The 15,878-nt window shown below is 35.8% G+C and carries 14 protein-coding genes; 3 read left to right on the top strand and 11 right to left on the bottom strand.

Annotation, left to right across the window (positions count from 1 at the left end; translation table 11 throughout):
- From Megvenef_RS02175 to Megvenef_RS02125, 11 genes are all read right to left on the bottom strand, one after another.
- Positions 1-328: transposase (locus tag Megvenef_RS02175; RefSeq protein WP_322776028.1), on the bottom strand; the 328-nt coding region annotated here is incomplete at its 3' end.
- Between the two features lie 245 nt (positions 329-573).
- Complete coding sequence (locus Megvenef_RS02170; RefSeq protein ID WP_322776360.1) at positions 574-1,323, bottom strand: biotin--[acetyl-CoA-carboxylase] ligase; 750 nt, start codon at positions 1,321-1,323, stop codon at positions 574-576.
- Positions 1,324-1,448: 125 nt separating this feature from the next.
- Positions 1,449-2,846, bottom strand: coding sequence for an NADH-quinone oxidoreductase subunit N (locus Megvenef_RS02165; protein ID WP_322776359.1), 1,398 nt, complete (start codon positions 2,844-2,846; stop codon positions 1,449-1,451).
- Positions 2,847-2,878: 32 nt separating this feature from the next.
- Positions 2,879-4,372 carry an NADH-quinone oxidoreductase subunit M gene (locus Megvenef_RS02160; protein WP_322776358.1) on the bottom strand — a complete coding sequence of 498 codons (1,494 nt, stop codon included), beginning with the start codon at positions 4,370-4,372 and terminating at the stop codon, positions 2,879-2,881.
- Complete coding sequence (gene nuoL / locus Megvenef_RS02155; protein WP_322776357.1) at positions 4,373-6,304, bottom strand: NADH-quinone oxidoreductase subunit L; 1,932 nt, start codon at positions 6,302-6,304, stop codon at positions 4,373-4,375.
- A gap of 6 nt (positions 6,305-6,310) precedes the next feature.
- Entirely contained in the window at positions 6,311-6,628 is a 318-nt protein-coding gene (gene nuoK / locus Megvenef_RS02150; RefSeq protein WP_410519747.1) for an NADH-quinone oxidoreductase subunit NuoK, read from the bottom strand.
- Positions 6,618-7,238: an NADH-quinone oxidoreductase subunit J gene (locus tag Megvenef_RS02145; protein ID WP_322776356.1), complete on the bottom strand. Its 621-nt coding sequence runs from the start codon at positions 7,236-7,238 to the stop codon at positions 6,618-6,620. The genes nuoK and Megvenef_RS02145 overlap by 11 nt, the downstream gene beginning before the upstream one ends.
- A 6-nt stretch (positions 7,239-7,244) precedes the next feature.
- Positions 7,245-7,724, bottom strand: a complete 480-nt coding sequence (gene nuoI, locus Megvenef_RS02140) for an NADH-quinone oxidoreductase subunit NuoI (RefSeq protein ID WP_322776355.1) — start codon at positions 7,722-7,724, stop codon at positions 7,245-7,247.
- 10 nt (positions 7,725-7,734) lie between these two features.
- Positions 7,735-8,751 (bottom strand): NADH-quinone oxidoreductase subunit NuoH, encoded by a 1,017-nt coding sequence (gene nuoH, locus Megvenef_RS02135; protein WP_322776361.1) that lies wholly within the window; start codon positions 8,749-8,751, stop codon positions 7,735-7,737.
- A 2-nt stretch (positions 8,752-8,753) separates the two neighbouring features.
- A complete protein-coding gene (nuoG, locus tag Megvenef_RS02130; protein WP_322776354.1) occupies positions 8,754-10,808 on the bottom strand; it encodes an NADH-quinone oxidoreductase subunit NuoG in 2,055 nt (684 codons plus the stop codon).
- Between the two features lie 476 nt (positions 10,809-11,284).
- Positions 11,285-13,882 (bottom strand): ankyrin repeat domain-containing protein, encoded by a 2,598-nt coding sequence (locus tag Megvenef_RS02125; RefSeq protein WP_322776353.1) that lies wholly within the window; start codon positions 13,880-13,882, stop codon positions 11,285-11,287.
- A gap of 233 nt (positions 13,883-14,115) precedes the next feature.
- Here Megvenef_RS02125 and pyrH point away from each other — a divergent pair, with 233 nt between their 5' ends.
- From pyrH to Megvenef_RS02110, 3 genes are all read left to right on the top strand, one after another.
- Positions 14,116-14,835, top strand: coding sequence for a UMP kinase (pyrH, locus tag Megvenef_RS02120; protein ID WP_322776352.1), 720 nt, complete (start codon positions 14,116-14,118; stop codon positions 14,833-14,835).
- A complete protein-coding gene (frr, locus tag Megvenef_RS02115) occupies positions 14,835-15,392 on the top strand; it encodes a ribosome recycling factor (protein ID WP_322776351.1) in 558 nt (185 codons plus the stop codon). The genes pyrH and frr overlap by 1 nt, the downstream gene beginning before the upstream one ends.
- 158 nt (positions 15,393-15,550) lie before the next feature.
- A partial coding sequence (locus Megvenef_RS02110; protein ID WP_322776028.1) for a transposase occupies positions 15,551-15,878 on the top strand: 328 nt, incomplete at its 3' end.

Raw genomic sequence — 15,878 nt, 5'->3', positions numbered from 1 at the left:
CTTCAGACACATCAAGATCTTGCTGCAAATATTCATAACCACAAAAATATTGCCAATAAATATTTTCCTTTAGCTCTTCCTCCGTAAACGAATCAGAACCGTTGTACATAGCTTGAAGCATTGATAGTGCTAGCATTACTCTATGATCTTTCTTATTTCTACCAAATTGCTTGATTTCAATGTTAGGCAATGCTCTGGCTTCAAGTTCAGACCAATTTACTAAATCCCTTAGTTTATATAACTTGTTTTTAGGATTTAGTTTTGTAGATAATTTCTCTTCAAATAACCTTTCTTGTTTTTGGAGAAAAGTAATATTTTCTATAGGCATAATTTTAAAATCCGTAAGCTTTATGCGGTAATTATACCATTTTCTTATGGATTTTGTAAGCTGTTTATGACATGAAACCCCTTGTTAATTCAGGCGGGGAGAGTTTTGACGGAGGGACTCAGTAGCACGCTGCGCGCTACGCAGTCTCAGTATAAAACTATACTATCCTATTGCTTATCCATAAATTAATATTGATTTTAAGCTTAATGCTCGTTTGATTACATTTAAATACTCGACTCCGAATGCTACAATACCTCCCCAGCAGCTAGATTATATAGCTGTCCACCAGCAAGTTGTATACGTATAGAACCATCAAAGTCAATTTCTTTAAAAGTACCAGACAATCTACGATTGCCGTCATCAATTGTTATTACTTTATTTATATTATATGCACGACGCATCCAATCCTTTCTTGTTCTAATGAAATTATTATCTACAGCCCATCGTTTATAAAGCTTATCAAATTTATTCATTATTAAGTCTAACAATTCATCGCTCCCTTCTAGCATCAACCCCTCATCATATAAACTTGTTGCTGGAAAGGCAACATTAGCTGGGGCCTCAATAATGTTTATTCCCATACCAATTACAACATAATTTTTATTTAAGAGCGAGATAGATTCTAGTAAAATACCGCCTACTTTTTTTCCATCAATGAGAATATCGTTGGGCCATTTGAGCTGAATATTTAAATTTATTTTCTTCTCTTGTGCAAGCTTAGTCAATGCCTCAAAAACTGCATTTGCAATTACAAACGAAAGCTGAGGGTGTTTTTTGCAATCAACAGAGCTATCTAATAAAATACTGGCATGCAAATTACCAGCGATTGATTTCCATAAGCGCCCTTTACTTCCTCTACCGCCAGTTTGAAGATTTGAAACAACGACAAAATTGCCAATAGCCCCAGAGTTTGCCAATCGAAGAGCCTCCGAATTAGTGCTATCTACTGTCTGAAAAATCAATAAATTATAGTTCTTTAGCCAGTCTAGGCTCATATATTAATTTGAATTAAGTTATTAAAAAGGCTACACTATATAGCCCTATTTAAATTAATATATCATGTTTTTATACGATAGTTTACATATCTATTAAATACAACTTAACTACATTAATATTTTAGTTAAAGTATGTATTCTTGAGCAAAGGTAAAGAAGAAAAGTATGAATGCTAATGTCAGCACTGTTACTATCCATAAGCCCCTCTTCGTCGGTATTATTATCACTGCTCTTGTCGGCTCCATAAAATACATACATTTTATAATTTTCAAATAATAAAATGCAGCTATGACACTGGTAAGAACACCAATTATAGCAAGCACTATTTCTCCTTCTGCAACAGCATTGTAGAAAATATAATACTTACCAAAAAACCCTGCCAATGGAGGCAACCCAATCATTGAAAACATAATAATTGAGATCGCAGCAGCCAAAGTCTTACGGCTTCCAGCTATACCTTGTAAATCTTCAAACGTTGCTTCGTCACTTTTGAGACCAAATAATGCGACTATACAAGCAAAAAAGCCCATAACTCCGATTACATATATCAGCATGTAGACAAAGGCCGCATAATTACCTTCTGGAGAATGCAAACATACACCAACCAAAACATACCCCACATTTAAAACCGTGCTGTATGCCATTAGCCTTTTCAGAGAAACTTGCCGGATAGCTCCAAGAGAACCAACTATCATGGATAAAATGGCAACAATCTTAATCAGTTCATTTGATACTTGAGTATAATCGCCAATAACTCCATCAGTTATATTAATAAGCACAACAAGCATACCAATTTTTTGCGCAACCGCAAAATATGTAACAGCTGAAATTGGAGCTCCTTCATATACATCTGGTGTCCATATATGTAGTGGAGCAGCTGAGAGCTTAAATAAAATAGCGGACAATACTAGAACGCTTCCAACGATGAGACCAATGTTAAAACCATTAAGCGCGTCTCTTATTTCAAAGAATTTAATACTACCACTAAATCCATAAAGAAATGAAATTCCAAGCAACATTAAACCACTCATCAAAGCACCAAGGATAAAATATTTTAACCCAGCTTCTGAAGATTTCGAACTCTTAGTATTAAATGCAGCTAGTGCGTAACCTGACAAAGCTTGCAATTCAAGGCCACAAAAAAGCAACATAAAATCCCTGGCTGAAATCGAAATAAACACCCCAAGCGTAGAAAGCAAAACCAATGTTATAAATTCTATTTTAAGCTTGCTGTTAGCTATCTTTGCAATATCTCTGTACACAACCAAACTCATTAAAGCAAGTCCAAGCACGATAGCCTTAAATAGAGAGATTGCCGGTGAAGTAGCAAATGACAAAGTAAAACCCAATTCATATTCTGGGACAAAATATAGCATATAATAGACTATCCCAAGACCAAGCAATGTAGTCGCAAGCGCAATTTGTCTTGAAGCATTCTTAGTGTATACCGCTACAATCTGCATAACCATCGCAAGGGATGCCAACAATATTTCTGGGATTACAATTATAAATTGATTTATCATATATTTCTATTCCACAACTATATTTAGTATCATCATACTATACTGTAATATAACGCTAAACGCTCAATAGGGACGCTTATCACCGATAAAATACATTCTGGCTTTATACCAATATATATCACTAAAATTATCAAAGGTAACATCGCTACCTTTTCGTATAGCTCAAGATCTTTAAATTTAATAATTGATTTGTCAGTTACTTTACCAAACATCACTAGTTTATAAAGCTTAAGCATGTAAACCGCTCCTATAATTACACCAAATGCGCACATTATTCCGGCAATTGGATTAACTGCAAACACTCCTAGAATACTCAATAGTTCCCCAACAAATCCACTTAACCCAGGAAGGCCTACCGATCCAAGCATCGCTATCATGAAGAAAGTAGCAAGTACAGGCATACTAGCTGCCACACCTCCATATTTACTAATCTCCTTAGTATGATGACGCTCATATAGCATTCCCACAACAAGGAACAAAGCAGATGAGATTAGTCCGTGGCTTATCATCTGGAACACAGCTCCAGTCATACCACTAGTTGAAAAACTGAATATGCCCCCAGTAACGTACCCCATATGAGCAACAGAAGAATACGCTATCATCTTTTTCATATCTTCTTGAGCTAAAGCAACAAAAGAAGCGTAGATAACCGCAAAACCACTCATCCATATTACATAAGGAGCAAAATACATAGAAGCTTCAGGAAGTAACGGTAGCATAACCCTTAAGAAAGCATACCCCCCCAATTTTAACAAAATACCAGCCAACATAACCGAGCCAGCTGTCGGAGCCTGAACGTGAGCATCAGGAAGCCATGTGTGAAATGGGACCATTGGTACTTTTACAGCAAATGAGACAAACATAGCAAGCCATAATAGCTTACCAACTCCAAGTTCTGGGCTCATTTTTGACGAAAGTTCTGCTATATCAAACGTGTTATAGCTACTATAGATATATATTAATGCAATAAGCAGGAATACCGAACCCAAAAAAGTATATAAGAAGAATTTGACCGCCGCATAAACCCTGTTTTCTCCGCCCCAAATTCCAATTATCAGATACATAGGTATCAATATAACTTCAAAAAATCCATAAAAAAGTAATAAATTAAGAGATGAAAAAGCACCTATACAAAAAGACTCTAACAACAGGAAACATAATAAAAACTCTTTAATATACTTCTTAATAGTAAACAGACTAGCAACGATACATATCAAAGAAAGAAGAGCGCTAAGAAAAATAAAATATATAGATAGACCGTCAACGCCAACATAAAACTCAAGACCGATCGAATCGATCCATTTATAACGCTCAACAAATTGAAATTCATAAAGCGCGGCTTTATTGTCAAATCTTAATAGTAAATATGTTGTTGAAATAAGAGTAAGTGTTGAAGACAAAATCGCCACATACATAGCGTAAACCTGCTTTCTATCAGATTTACTATGGCTTATAAAAAAAGTAATATATAATGCACTAATTAATGGCAATAAAATACTAATGGATAGTATTGGTAAATCTGACATCTAAATACCCACCCCATAAAATAAATATTTTCCAACAAATACCGTAATACATACAACTAGCGCAAAGATCATATAGAATGCATAGTTAAAAATATAGCCAGTCTGAATTTGGCACATACACCAACTAAGGCCTTTAGTTGCTAGGCTAAAACCATCTGGGCCGAATCGATCTATTACTTTTTTATCAAAAATTTGGGAAAGCTTGCTTAAGCAATTTATTGGACCAACCAACAGTTTGTTAAATATCTCATCAAAGAAAAACTTATTCTTTAAAACACAATATGTATATTTGAACTGGCCAGAAATGGTAGCATGTACACTCCCCTTATAGGCATATATACCAAATAAAGCGCCACTGACGCCAACGATAAGAGGCAATAACTCAATAACCTTTGCAATATGATGTTCATGACTTGGTGCGCTTAAATTAAAGATACTGCCAAAAAAGAATCCATTTGCATCGCTTATACCAATTATATAGTAACCAACCATGCCAGCAAATAAAGTCCCCGCTGTTAACACTAGCAGCGGTATATTCATTATCTTTGGTGACTCATGCGCGTGGTCATATATTTCTTTACTAAGCCTAGTTTTGCCATGAAAAGTTAAAACTATTATTTTAAATGAATATATCGCAGTAAGAGTAGCTGCAATTATCCCAAATACAAACGCAAAAGTACCGACTCCACCATGAGCATAAGCAGATTCAAGCACTAAATCTTTTGAATAAAACCCAGCAAATGGGAATATGCCGATAATTGCCAGTGATCCCATCCAAAAATTAGCATATGTTATCGGCATTTTTGCCTTGAGACCGCCCATCTTGAAAATATCCTGCTCATGACAGGAATGAATAACGCTTCCAGCAGATAAAAATAATAAAGCTTTAAAGAACCCATGCGTTACCAAATGAAAGATACCAGCCTGGTACGCTGAAACTCCGCAAGCAAAGAACATATATCCAAGTTGTGAACAAGTAGAATAAGCAATAATTTTCTTAATATCAGTTTGTGCAATAGCCACAAGCGCTGCAAACAAACAGGTCACAGCTCCAACTACTGTTATTATTTGCAATACATTTGGACTGTACTCAAACATAAACGAACATCTAGCAACCAAAAACACTCCAGCTGTAACCATAGTTGCCGCGTGAATAAGGGCCGAGACTGGAGTTGGTCCTTCCATGGCATCTGGCAACCACACATGCATACCTATTTGAGCCGATTTGCCGATACAACCTAAAAAGAGCATGAGACATATCACATCTAAAATGATAAAGTCCATACCTAGAATTTCGATCGATGATTTGGAGAGACTTTCAGATACTGCAAACACATCAACAAAATCTACACTTTCTGCATAAATAATGATCATCACAATACCGATTATAAAGGCAAAATCACCAACCCTGTTGACAACAAAAGCTTTTACAGCAGCACTATTTGCCGATTCCTTATGGTAATAGTATCCAATTAACAAATAGGAACATAAACCAACCCCTTCCCAACCAAAGAAAAGCTGTACAAAATTATCAGCAGAAACCAAAGCTAACATGAAAAATGTAAACAATGATAGATATGACAAAAATTTTGGTAAATTCTTATCATCAGCCATATAACCAAGCGAATATATGTGCACTACAGCAGAAACGGATGTCACAAGCACAAACATAATCGCCGTAAGCTGATCTACATAAAGAGACCAATTGATATATAACTCATATGTGTTAATCCAGTTGGCAATCACAACATGCATAGTTTCTTTATTAATACCAGCTTTAATAAAGATTATCACAGAACATATAGCCGAAATAACAATAGCTATGCTAGAGATAGTACTCGCTACAGAATTAGTAAATTTCTTGCAAAATATACCGTTAATTATTCCAGAAATAAGAGGTAAAAATACGATCAACTTTAATACAAATTCCATACAAACTTACCCCTTCATCTGATTGATGTCTTCAATTTCAATAGAGTTCCTATTCCTGGAATATAAAACCAAGATAGCAAGCCCTATTGAAACTTCAGCTGCGGCAATCGAGAGAATAATAATGCTAAATACCTGACCTACAATATCTTGTAAATGAACAGAAAAAGCCACAAAATTAATGTTTACAGCCAAAAGCATTAGTTCTATTGACATCAAAATAGTAATCACATTCTTTCGATTCATAAACAACCCTGCCACGCCAATCGAGAATAGAAGTGATGAAAGAATCAAATAATGTTCTAAAGAAATTTCACTAATTGTCATAATTCAAATTACCTAAACCCGATTTTCCATCAACTTGCGCTACTGACAAGCTATTATCTTTATTTCGAGCCATTTGCTCTGCTGCATTTTGTCTTTTGACACCAGAGCGACGCCTTAATGTTAAAGAAATACTAGCAACCATGGCAACAAATAAAATTATTCCAGCAGTTTGGAACGGTAATATAAATTCAGTATAAAGCAACCTACCAACAGCATATGCATTTCCAACATCTGGCAGTATTGCAAAAGTTACGCTACCAATAGGGACAATAGTTTTAGTTCCAAGTAAAATTATTACTGCAAGATCTACAAACAAGAAAAAAGCCATAACAAAGGCAAATGACATTTCTGAATCAACACTACCCTTAAATTCCGAAAACTTAATATCAAGCATCATTACTACAAAAAGGAACAACACCGCAACTGCTCCAACGTAAATAATAATAAGCATCATTGCTATAAACTCTGCCCCCATCAGCACCATCAACCCAGCCCCGTTGCAGAATGCAAATATCAACCAGAGCACCGCATGTACAGGGTTACGACTCAGAATAACCATAATACCGCTAAGTACTATTAATGTTGCAAACATGTAGAAAAATATAGCCATCTTTATTTACCTGTACGGATAATCATTTTTCAGTTTCTGCGCAAGCTCTTGCTCCCAAATCTCACCATTTCGTAGCAATTTTTCTTTATCATACAAAAGCTCCTCGTGCGTCTCTGTTGCGAACTCAAAATTAGGCCCCTCAACTATCGCATCCACCGGACATGCTTCTTGGCACATCCCGCAGTAAATACACTTTGTCATGTCGATATCATAACGCGTAGTGCGCCGGCTGCCATCATCACGCTCTTCTGCTTCAATCAAAATTGCTTGAGCTGGACAAATCGCTTCACAAAGCTTACATGCAATACAGCGTTCTTCACCATTGGCATAGCGCCTAAGCGCATGTTCTCCCTTAAATCTTGGACTAACTGGGCTTTTTTCATAAGGATAATTCAATGTTACTTTAGGCTTAAAGAAATATTTTAAAGTCAAAGCCATGCCGATCAATATTTCGTACAAAACCCAAGACTTGATATATTTCATCATAATATTTCCCTTACCCTGGTAAATTATCGGTTAACATCAAAAGCGAGGCCACAAGCACCACCCAAAATAACGTAAGTGGTAAAAAGAATTTCCAACCAATACGCATTAACTGGTCATATCTATATCTGGGCAAAGTTGCCCTGATCCAAAGAAACACAAACAATAAGAAAGTAACTTTAACAACAAACCAAATAAGACCTGGAATAATTTCTAAAAACTCTATATTGAATGGCGGAAGATAACCACCCATAAAAAAAGTAACCGTAATGGCACTTACTAAAATCATGTTGGCATATTCACCTAAGAAAAATAGGGCGAATGCCATAGAAGAATATTCAACATTATATCCAGCTACAAGCTCAGCCTCAGCTTCAGGCAGATCGAATGGCAATCTATTTGTTTCCGCCAAAACTGAAATAAAGAAAACCACTGCCATAGGTGCCATAAGTAATTGAATCCAAAAAGGCATTGTCCTTTGATACTCAACAATTTCGCTCAAATTTAAAGTACCTGTAACCAATAAAACTGTTACAATTACTAGCCCCATAGACACTTCATAAGATATCATTTGAGCAGAAGAACGAATAGCTCCTAAAAAGGCGTATTTTGAGTTACTAGCCCAACCAGCCATAATAATACCGTATACTCCAAGTGAGGATATCGCAAGCACGTAAAGCACCCCAACATTAATATCAGCAAGCACAAGGCCCTGGTCAAACGGCACCACAGCCCACCCAATCAGACTTAAGACAAAGGTAATCATTGGCGCAATAATAAAGACTACTTTACTAGCAGCAGTTGGTACTATCACTTCCTTAAATAACAATTTCACTGCATCTGCGATTGGCTGCAAAAGCCCAAACGGACCGACGACATTGGGTCCTCTTCTCATTTGCATTAACCCAATAACTCTTCTTTCTGCGTAGGTAAGGTACGCTACGCACAATAATAGAGGCAAAGTAATAAGCAAAATTTTTGCTACGATAAATATAATAGGCAAACCATACTCGTTAAATATTTCCATTATGGTCATAACGCCTTCTCCAAAGAAGAGGTTAACTCTTTTTCGCACCTTGCCATAGTGACAGAGGCTCGGCTAATTGGATCACTCATGTAGTAATTGAATTTTACTTTAGTTAAAGGCTTTTTTGTTAGTTTCGCTGACGATTTAAAATGGACAAAATTTGTCGGAATAAGAGTATCTATGTTTGCAAATACCATATTTTCCTTTGCCATTAATCTTCTGACATCACCTAAAGACTGAACGGCTAAATCAATATCTAGATTCTCAGATAAATGAGAGATTATGTTCCAACTTTCTTTTGCCTGACCGACAGGAGAAACTGCAGCTCTTGCATATTGCGGTAACCCTTCCAAGTTTACAAAAATACCATCTTGTTCTGTATAAGCTGCTTCTGGCAAAATAACATTTGCGCGAGATGCCGCCGCATCGCCATGATGCCCCTGGTAAACAACAAAACAATCTTCACCAATCTGGCTTATATCAAAATCATCCGCCCCAAGCAAGTAAAGCATCTTGACCTTACCAGTTTTTGTCATCTTTAATATTTCCTCTGTCCCATCGCCATTCTTGCCATAGATAAACCCAATATCAAGAGCACCAACCATTGAAGCATGATTATGCAGAATGTTTATTCCATTCCAATCATCTCTTACAATATTATGCTTTTTGGCTATTTCATGAACAAGAGATAAAATAGCAAAACCATCAGATCGGGTAAGGGCCGCATCACCAACAATAATCATTGGATATTTGTAACTCTTCAACTCTTTCACGACACTTGATTTATCAGATAAGATTTCTTCAAGCACTGACAAACTATCTCCAAGCTCAATAATAGGATAAGTTTGGTCGTCTACCTGGCCAATTCTTGCCACTTTCATTTGGCCATTTCTTACTACCTTCCCTATCCTTGCATTTAAAACTGGGGCAACTTGCCTTGGATTAGCGCCAATAAGCAAACAAAAATCCGCTTTTTCAATATTGGCAATCGTTGTATTAAAGAGGTAGTTACTTCTGTTTGTGGTATCAATACTGTAACCAAACTGATTAGCATCGACTATATTCGAACCGACTCTAGCCAGAAGTTTTTTAAGTAAAAACATAGACTCGCACGAGCTGGTAGTTCCGGCAATCGCTGCAATTTCATTACCACTTATAGAATTCATTTTTTTTGCAACAGCTGAAAGCGCTTGAGCCCAGCTGGAACTAACTAATTTATTACCTTCTTTTATATACGGCACATCCAATCTTTGGACCTTTAAACCGTCATAAGAGAACCTTGCTTTATCCGATATCCATTCTTCATTAATATCTTCGTTCAGCTTTGGCAGAATTCGCATAACTTCCATGCCTCTTGAATCAATTCTGATGTTTGATCCCATTGCATCCATAACATCAATAGACTCTGTCTTTTCAAGCTCCCAACTTCTTGCATTAAAAGCGTAGGGCTTTGAAGTAAGAGCACCAACGGGACATAAATCTATGATGTTACCCGAAAGCTCAGAGGTTAGAGTTTTTTCAAGGTAACTTGTAATTTCCATGTGCTCACCACGATGGATAGCTCCCATCTCAGGTACCCCAGCTACATCTGTAGAAAACCGAATACAACGTGTACAATGAATACAACGCGTCATTTGTGTTTTTACCAACGGGCCAAGATTTTTATCTACTACAGATCTTTTATTTTCTGCATATCTGTTAGTTCCTTTGCCATATTTAAATGCTTGGTCTTGAAGATCGCATTCACCACCTTGGTCACATATTGGACAGTCTAGCGGGTGATTAATCAACAAGAATTCCATGACCCCTTGACGAGCCTTCTTAATTACCGGAGTATCGGTTTTAATAACCATACCCTCAGCTACTGGCATGGCACAAGAAGCAATAGGCTTAGGAGCCTTTTCCATCTCCACCAAACACATGCGGCAATTACCAGCTATTTTTAAACGTTCATGAAAACAAAAATGAGGGATCTCAATTCCAGCCTGCTCGCAAGCTTGCATGACTGTCAAACCATCTTCTACTTCAATTTCTTTATTATCTATAGTTAGCTTTGGCATTCTTTAAATGTTTTTAAGTATTATAAGACATAATAAACAACGCCTACCCGAAAACCAATGTTTTTTATTGTTAGTTAGAATTTATAACCAAGTTTTGACCAAATCACTGTTGCAAGATATGACTATGAGGGCATTGATTTCGACAAAGCTTGATAACTTATCACAACAATTTGCTAGAAAAATTCCTTATAAAACAAACGAGACATGGGATACTCGTATATAGGAAAATTGGATATTAGATTTGATTAACATGAGCTATAGACAAGGGCAAAAGAGTCATCCTGAACTTGATTCAGGATCTCGGGCAACTAAAGACCCGGATCAAGCCCGGGATGACGGCGCTTGAAGCTAACCCAAGTACAAAACTATACAACTCTATTCCTTATCCACTCAGGTTAATTACGATCAACACTAATTTGGGATAAGAATTCTATAATCTTTATCCCAAACTTTAGTTTTGTACCGAATAATAACTATTAGAAATCATCGTTACCATCACCAATCACAGCAACATCATCATCATGACTGTTATCTTGTTGGTTAATGATAAGTAGCAAGTCGTATAGATTATTATCTCCTTGGTCGGCAAACTCAAAGTTACCTTGAATTCCTTTCGCCAAAAGTATTACATTAGCAAAATCTATACTATAAATATCTGATTCATCCCTACCTATATTAGTAATAAACTTAATAAAGCTATCACTAACTAAACCAACAACCAACTGAGTTTCTAGCGAATAAGAACTACTATCACTTTTAAATTCCTTAATATCATTATAGAATTTTTTAATTACATGTTTTTTCATAGCTTCAGAAAAACTCAACTCGGTCAATTTTTCCATTATTTGATTAGCAAACCAATCACTATTTTCATAAACAGTATCCATATCAATTGGCTTGGCTGCACTCTCAACAACTTCAACCAATTTATATAAATTTACCAACTTACCCCAAGGACAGCTGCCACTTAAGCTTATTACATGTACCAAACCATCCAAAGAAAGATTTTGTTCTTTTATTTCTAAGAAAGTATTAGCAACTTCTCTTTTTAACATCCACTGATTATTATGAGAATTATGTACTTCATCACTACTCTTAATAGATTGTAAGTGAGCCATCATTTGGCAAAAAGCAACCGAACCATCATCATTTTCACCATCACTCAGTAAATTCTTAATATGCACTTCATTTTCCGCGATATATTTCTCTATTAAAATAAAAATTTCATTGATATTTTCTTCTGTTAATAAAAATTTACCTGACAATTTAGTTTGTATTTTTGTTACTGGCTTTTCATTCCTCAGATTATGTACATCACTCACATCAAGCTTCATACTCTGTGGCAGTATTGGTTTTTTCGGTTCAACAGAACCTACATGCCTCAATAATTTAACTATCTCCATGTAATTCACACCATTATTAAGCTCTAATTTATCAGCAATAATATCAATCAATTTTTGACCTTGTTGATTAGTCATATTAACTTTAACTATGTGCAGTCCATTTGAGCTTTTGATATTTAATAACTTGGTTAAATGCATATGGTAAGCATCATTTTGCCCAAGCATCATGCAAAGGCTATTATTTTGTTGATCAATAGGCTCATTAATGTGAATTAGGTCTATATTGTTGAAAATAATTTCTAACATTTCATTAATATAGTTTGGGTATACTGGGTGCGGTAAGTTTTGATGGTCAAGAGCTAATTTAATATTGCTAGGACTAATAGTTAATCCATGCTCAATGAATATCTTTAACAATTCAATATTGACTCCATTTACACATTTTAGCATATTTTCTAGCACTACATTCATGCCTTCTAACTTTACAGCCTGATCATCAGTGGTTTTTAAAATTAAATTAATCAAACTCATTCCTTCAGAATTTGGTCTACAAGCCAACTGAACTAGAGAGTTGAATTCATTGATTTGTAATTTAGCTCCACGTTCAAGTATTAATTTCTGAGCAAGCACACTAAGTTTCTCTTCTGGTGTAAAGATTGCTCTACCCAGTAAAGTTTGACCAAGTTGACTTGGTAAATTAATATCCTTTACTTTGCTTAAAGCTAGATTAAACGATGGAGAATCACATTTATGCATATTCCATAATAGGCTATCAACAATTTGCTGATCCGGAATAGAACCAAAACTTAGCATCAATTCTAGTATATCAACCATATCACTAGCAACAGCTTGTGCAATAGGAGTAATTTGAACATTCTTAGGAGCTACATTGGCACCTTCAGTTATTAGCCATTGAAATAATTGACTATCCCCAACACTAATTGCTGCACTTAATGGAGAATAAGCAAGATTAGTATTTTCTGGATTTATATGCGCTCTCATATCAAGTAATTTTTCTACCATGGGATTATTTCTCATCAAAATAGCTGATATTAATGGCGTAGTAGTACTACAAGCATGATTAATATCAGCGCCATGCCCTATTAATTTATTGAATATATCCTCTCTACCTTCCACAATTGCCGAAGACAAAGGACTGGACCTTAGGTTTTCTGCTTTAGGATTAACATTTGCACCTTTAGCAATCATTTTATCAATAATATACTCTGCGTCCGGCCTCATTCTAACAAGTTGGGATATAGCCCTATTTAATGGCACATCAGGATTGTCCTTATTTACGATAATATTTAGATTCGCTCCTGCTTCAATTAACATATCAACAGTTTCAATATCAGCCGAACTCATAGAAACTAATAAAGGATTTTTGTCAGAGTTTTGATTATAGGAGTCAACATCAACTCCCTTTGAAATAATTTTCCTTATAAGATTATGATATTGCTCATTAACTCTTGTACCTGATGAAAAAGCTTGTCCTACCATAAGGCTTAATATTGTATCACCATCTGGAGTTTTAACTTTAACATCTGCCCCTTGTTCTATCAGAAACTCTAAAATACCCGTATTCCAAGCACCAGCCGCTGCCATTAACGGAGTAGAATGGCCGTAATCAGCAAATGTACTATTGAGATCAGCTCCTTCAGACAAGGCTATCTTTACATTTTCTATGTTATTAGAATAAATTGCATTAAATAATTCTTTAGTTTTTGACACGTTATATCCTCTTTTTTAAATAAAGAAATTTTAGTTAATTTATTTTAATATGAATTAATATTTTAGTCAACAAGATAGTTAATTATACTTAGTATTTCGATGGTAAAAAGGCTTTGCAAGACAACCAAATGATTTATAGTAATTTTCACTTTCAAACTACTAGTTTTCTTGACAAAAACAATAGTTGACGATACGATTGCGCTCATCCATATATTCAAAAAAAATAATCTCATATGCCCATAGAAAACTGCAAAAGAGTTTTGTTCAAAGTTTCTGGTGAAGCTCTGATGGGCAACAAAAAATTTGGTCATGACATTGACACCTTAAACGGTATTGCCGCTGATATTAAAGAAGTATGCGAATTAGGCATCCAAGTATGTGTCGTCGTTGGTGGCGGAAATATATATCGGGGCGCAGACGCTTCGTTACTTGGAATGGACAGGGCCTCTGCTGACTATATGGGAATGTTAGCAACGGTAATTAACGCACTGGCACTACAAAGTTCAATGGAGCGAGCTGGTATATACACCAGAGTCCAGTCCGCTATTCCAATGACCAGCATTTGCGAGCCATTCATAAGACGTAGAGCAAAAAGACATATGGAAAAAGGAAGAGTGGTAATTTTTGCCGCAGGAATAGGTAGCCCCTTTTTTACAACAGATAGCGCAGCCGTACTAAGAGCCGTTGAAATGAATTGTGATGTTTTATTCAAAGGAACAAATGTTGACGGTGTATATAGCTCTGATCCTAAGAAGGATGAAAGCGCAACTAAATTCAATGAAATAACATATACTGATGTACTTAAAGATAGTTTGAAAGTTATGGATATGGCAGCAATAGCTGTCGCACGAGAAAACGAGCTGCCTATCAAAGTTTTTTCTATAAAAGAACGTGGGAATTTTGCTAAAGTACTGCAAAATAAAGGAGAATATACGCTTATACGGGGGAAATAATGGACAAGTTATTAAAACAAGAACTAACTGAAAAAATGGACAAGACAATCGCGGTCTTAGACAAGGAACTAAAAGGCCTTAGAACCGGTAGAGCCTCAGTAAACTTACTAGACCCAGTTGTTATTGAAGCCTATGGCAGCAAAATGCCTATATCTCAAGTCGGAACAGTTTCAACCCCAGACGCCAAAACAATTAGCGTTCAAGTTTGGGATAAATCTATGGTTAAGACAGTAGAAAAAGCTATCGCTGATGCAAACCTTGGTTTAAATCCTAGCTCTGATGGTCAACTTATACGTATGAGCTTACCGATAATAAGCCAAGAGCGTAGAAAAGAGTTGGTAAAACTAGCGCATAAATACGGTGAAAATACTAAAGTAGCAATGCGTAACATCAGACGCGATGGTATGGATATACTTAAAAAAATGGAAAAAGACCATAATCTCTCTAAAGATGAGCATCATGATCACTCCGAAGAAATTCAGAAACTTACTGATGATTTTATAAGCAAGGTTGATGTTGTCATAAAATCCCGAGAAGAAGAGATTTTGACTATTTAGCCTGAACTATGGACAAGGAATAGGGTCGTATGGTTTTATAGTCCCTCCGTCAAAACTCTCCCCGCCTGAATTAACAAGGGGTTTCATGTCATAAACAGCTTACAAAATCCATAAGAAAATGGTATAATTACCGCATAAAGCTTACGGATTTTAAAATTATGCCTATAGAAAATATTACTTTTCTCCAAAAACAAGAAAGGTTATTTGAAGAGAAATTATCTACAAAACTAAATCCTAAAAACAAGTTATATAAACTAAGGGATTTAGTAAATTGGTCTGAACTTGAAGCCAGAGCATTGCCTAACATTGAAATCAAGCAATTTGGTAGAAATAAGAAAGATCATAGAGTAATGCTAGCACTATCAATGCTTCAAGCTATGTACAACGGTTCTGATTCGTTTACGGAGGAAGAGCTAAAGGAAAATATTTATTGGCAATATTTTTGTGGTTATGAATATTTGCAGCAAGATCTTGATGTGTCTGAAG

Source organism: Candidatus Megaera venefica, assembly GCF_034554655.1.
Lineage (GTDB): Bacteria > Pseudomonadota > Alphaproteobacteria > Rickettsiales > Rickettsiaceae > Megaera_A > Megaera_A venefica.
Note: the sequence above shows the minus strand (reverse complement) of the source record. Positions and strands in the feature narration are given on the sequence as shown.

Bases quoted from the DNA above. Each gene is read 5' to 3' on its own strand.
- Megvenef_RS02170 (WP_322776360.1), bottom strand. From the start codon at position 1,323: ATGAGCCTAGACTGGCTAAAGAACTATAATTTATTGATTTTTCAGACA.
- nuoG (WP_322776354.1), bottom strand. From the start codon at position 10,808: ATGCCAAAGCTAACTATAGATAATAAAGAAATTGAAGTAGAAGATGGT.
- nuoK (WP_410519747.1), bottom strand. From the start codon at position 6,628: ATGACAATTAGTGAAATTTCTTTAGAACATTATTTGATTCTTTCATCA.
- nuoL (WP_322776357.1), bottom strand. From the start codon at position 6,304: ATGGAATTTGTATTAAAGTTGATCGTATTTTTACCTCTTATTTCTGGA.
- Megvenef_RS02145 (WP_322776356.1), bottom strand. From the start codon at position 7,238: ATGGCTATATTTTTCTACATGTTTGCAACATTAATAGTACTTAGCGGT.
- nuoI (WP_322776355.1), bottom strand. From the start codon at position 7,724: ATGATGAAATATATCAAGTCTTGGGTTTTGTACGAAATATTGATCGGC.
- pyrH (WP_322776352.1), top strand. From the start codon at position 14,116: ATGCCCATAGAAAACTGCAAAAGAGTTTTGTTCAAAGTTTCTGGTGAA.
- Megvenef_RS02160 (WP_322776358.1), bottom strand. From the start codon at position 4,372: ATGTCAGATTTACCAATACTATCCATTAGTATTTTATTGCCATTAATT.
- Megvenef_RS02165 (WP_322776359.1), bottom strand. From the start codon at position 2,846: ATGATAAATCAATTTATAATTGTAATCCCAGAAATATTGTTGGCATCC.
- frr (WP_322776351.1), top strand. From the start codon at position 14,835: ATGGACAAGTTATTAAAACAAGAACTAACTGAAAAAATGGACAAGACA.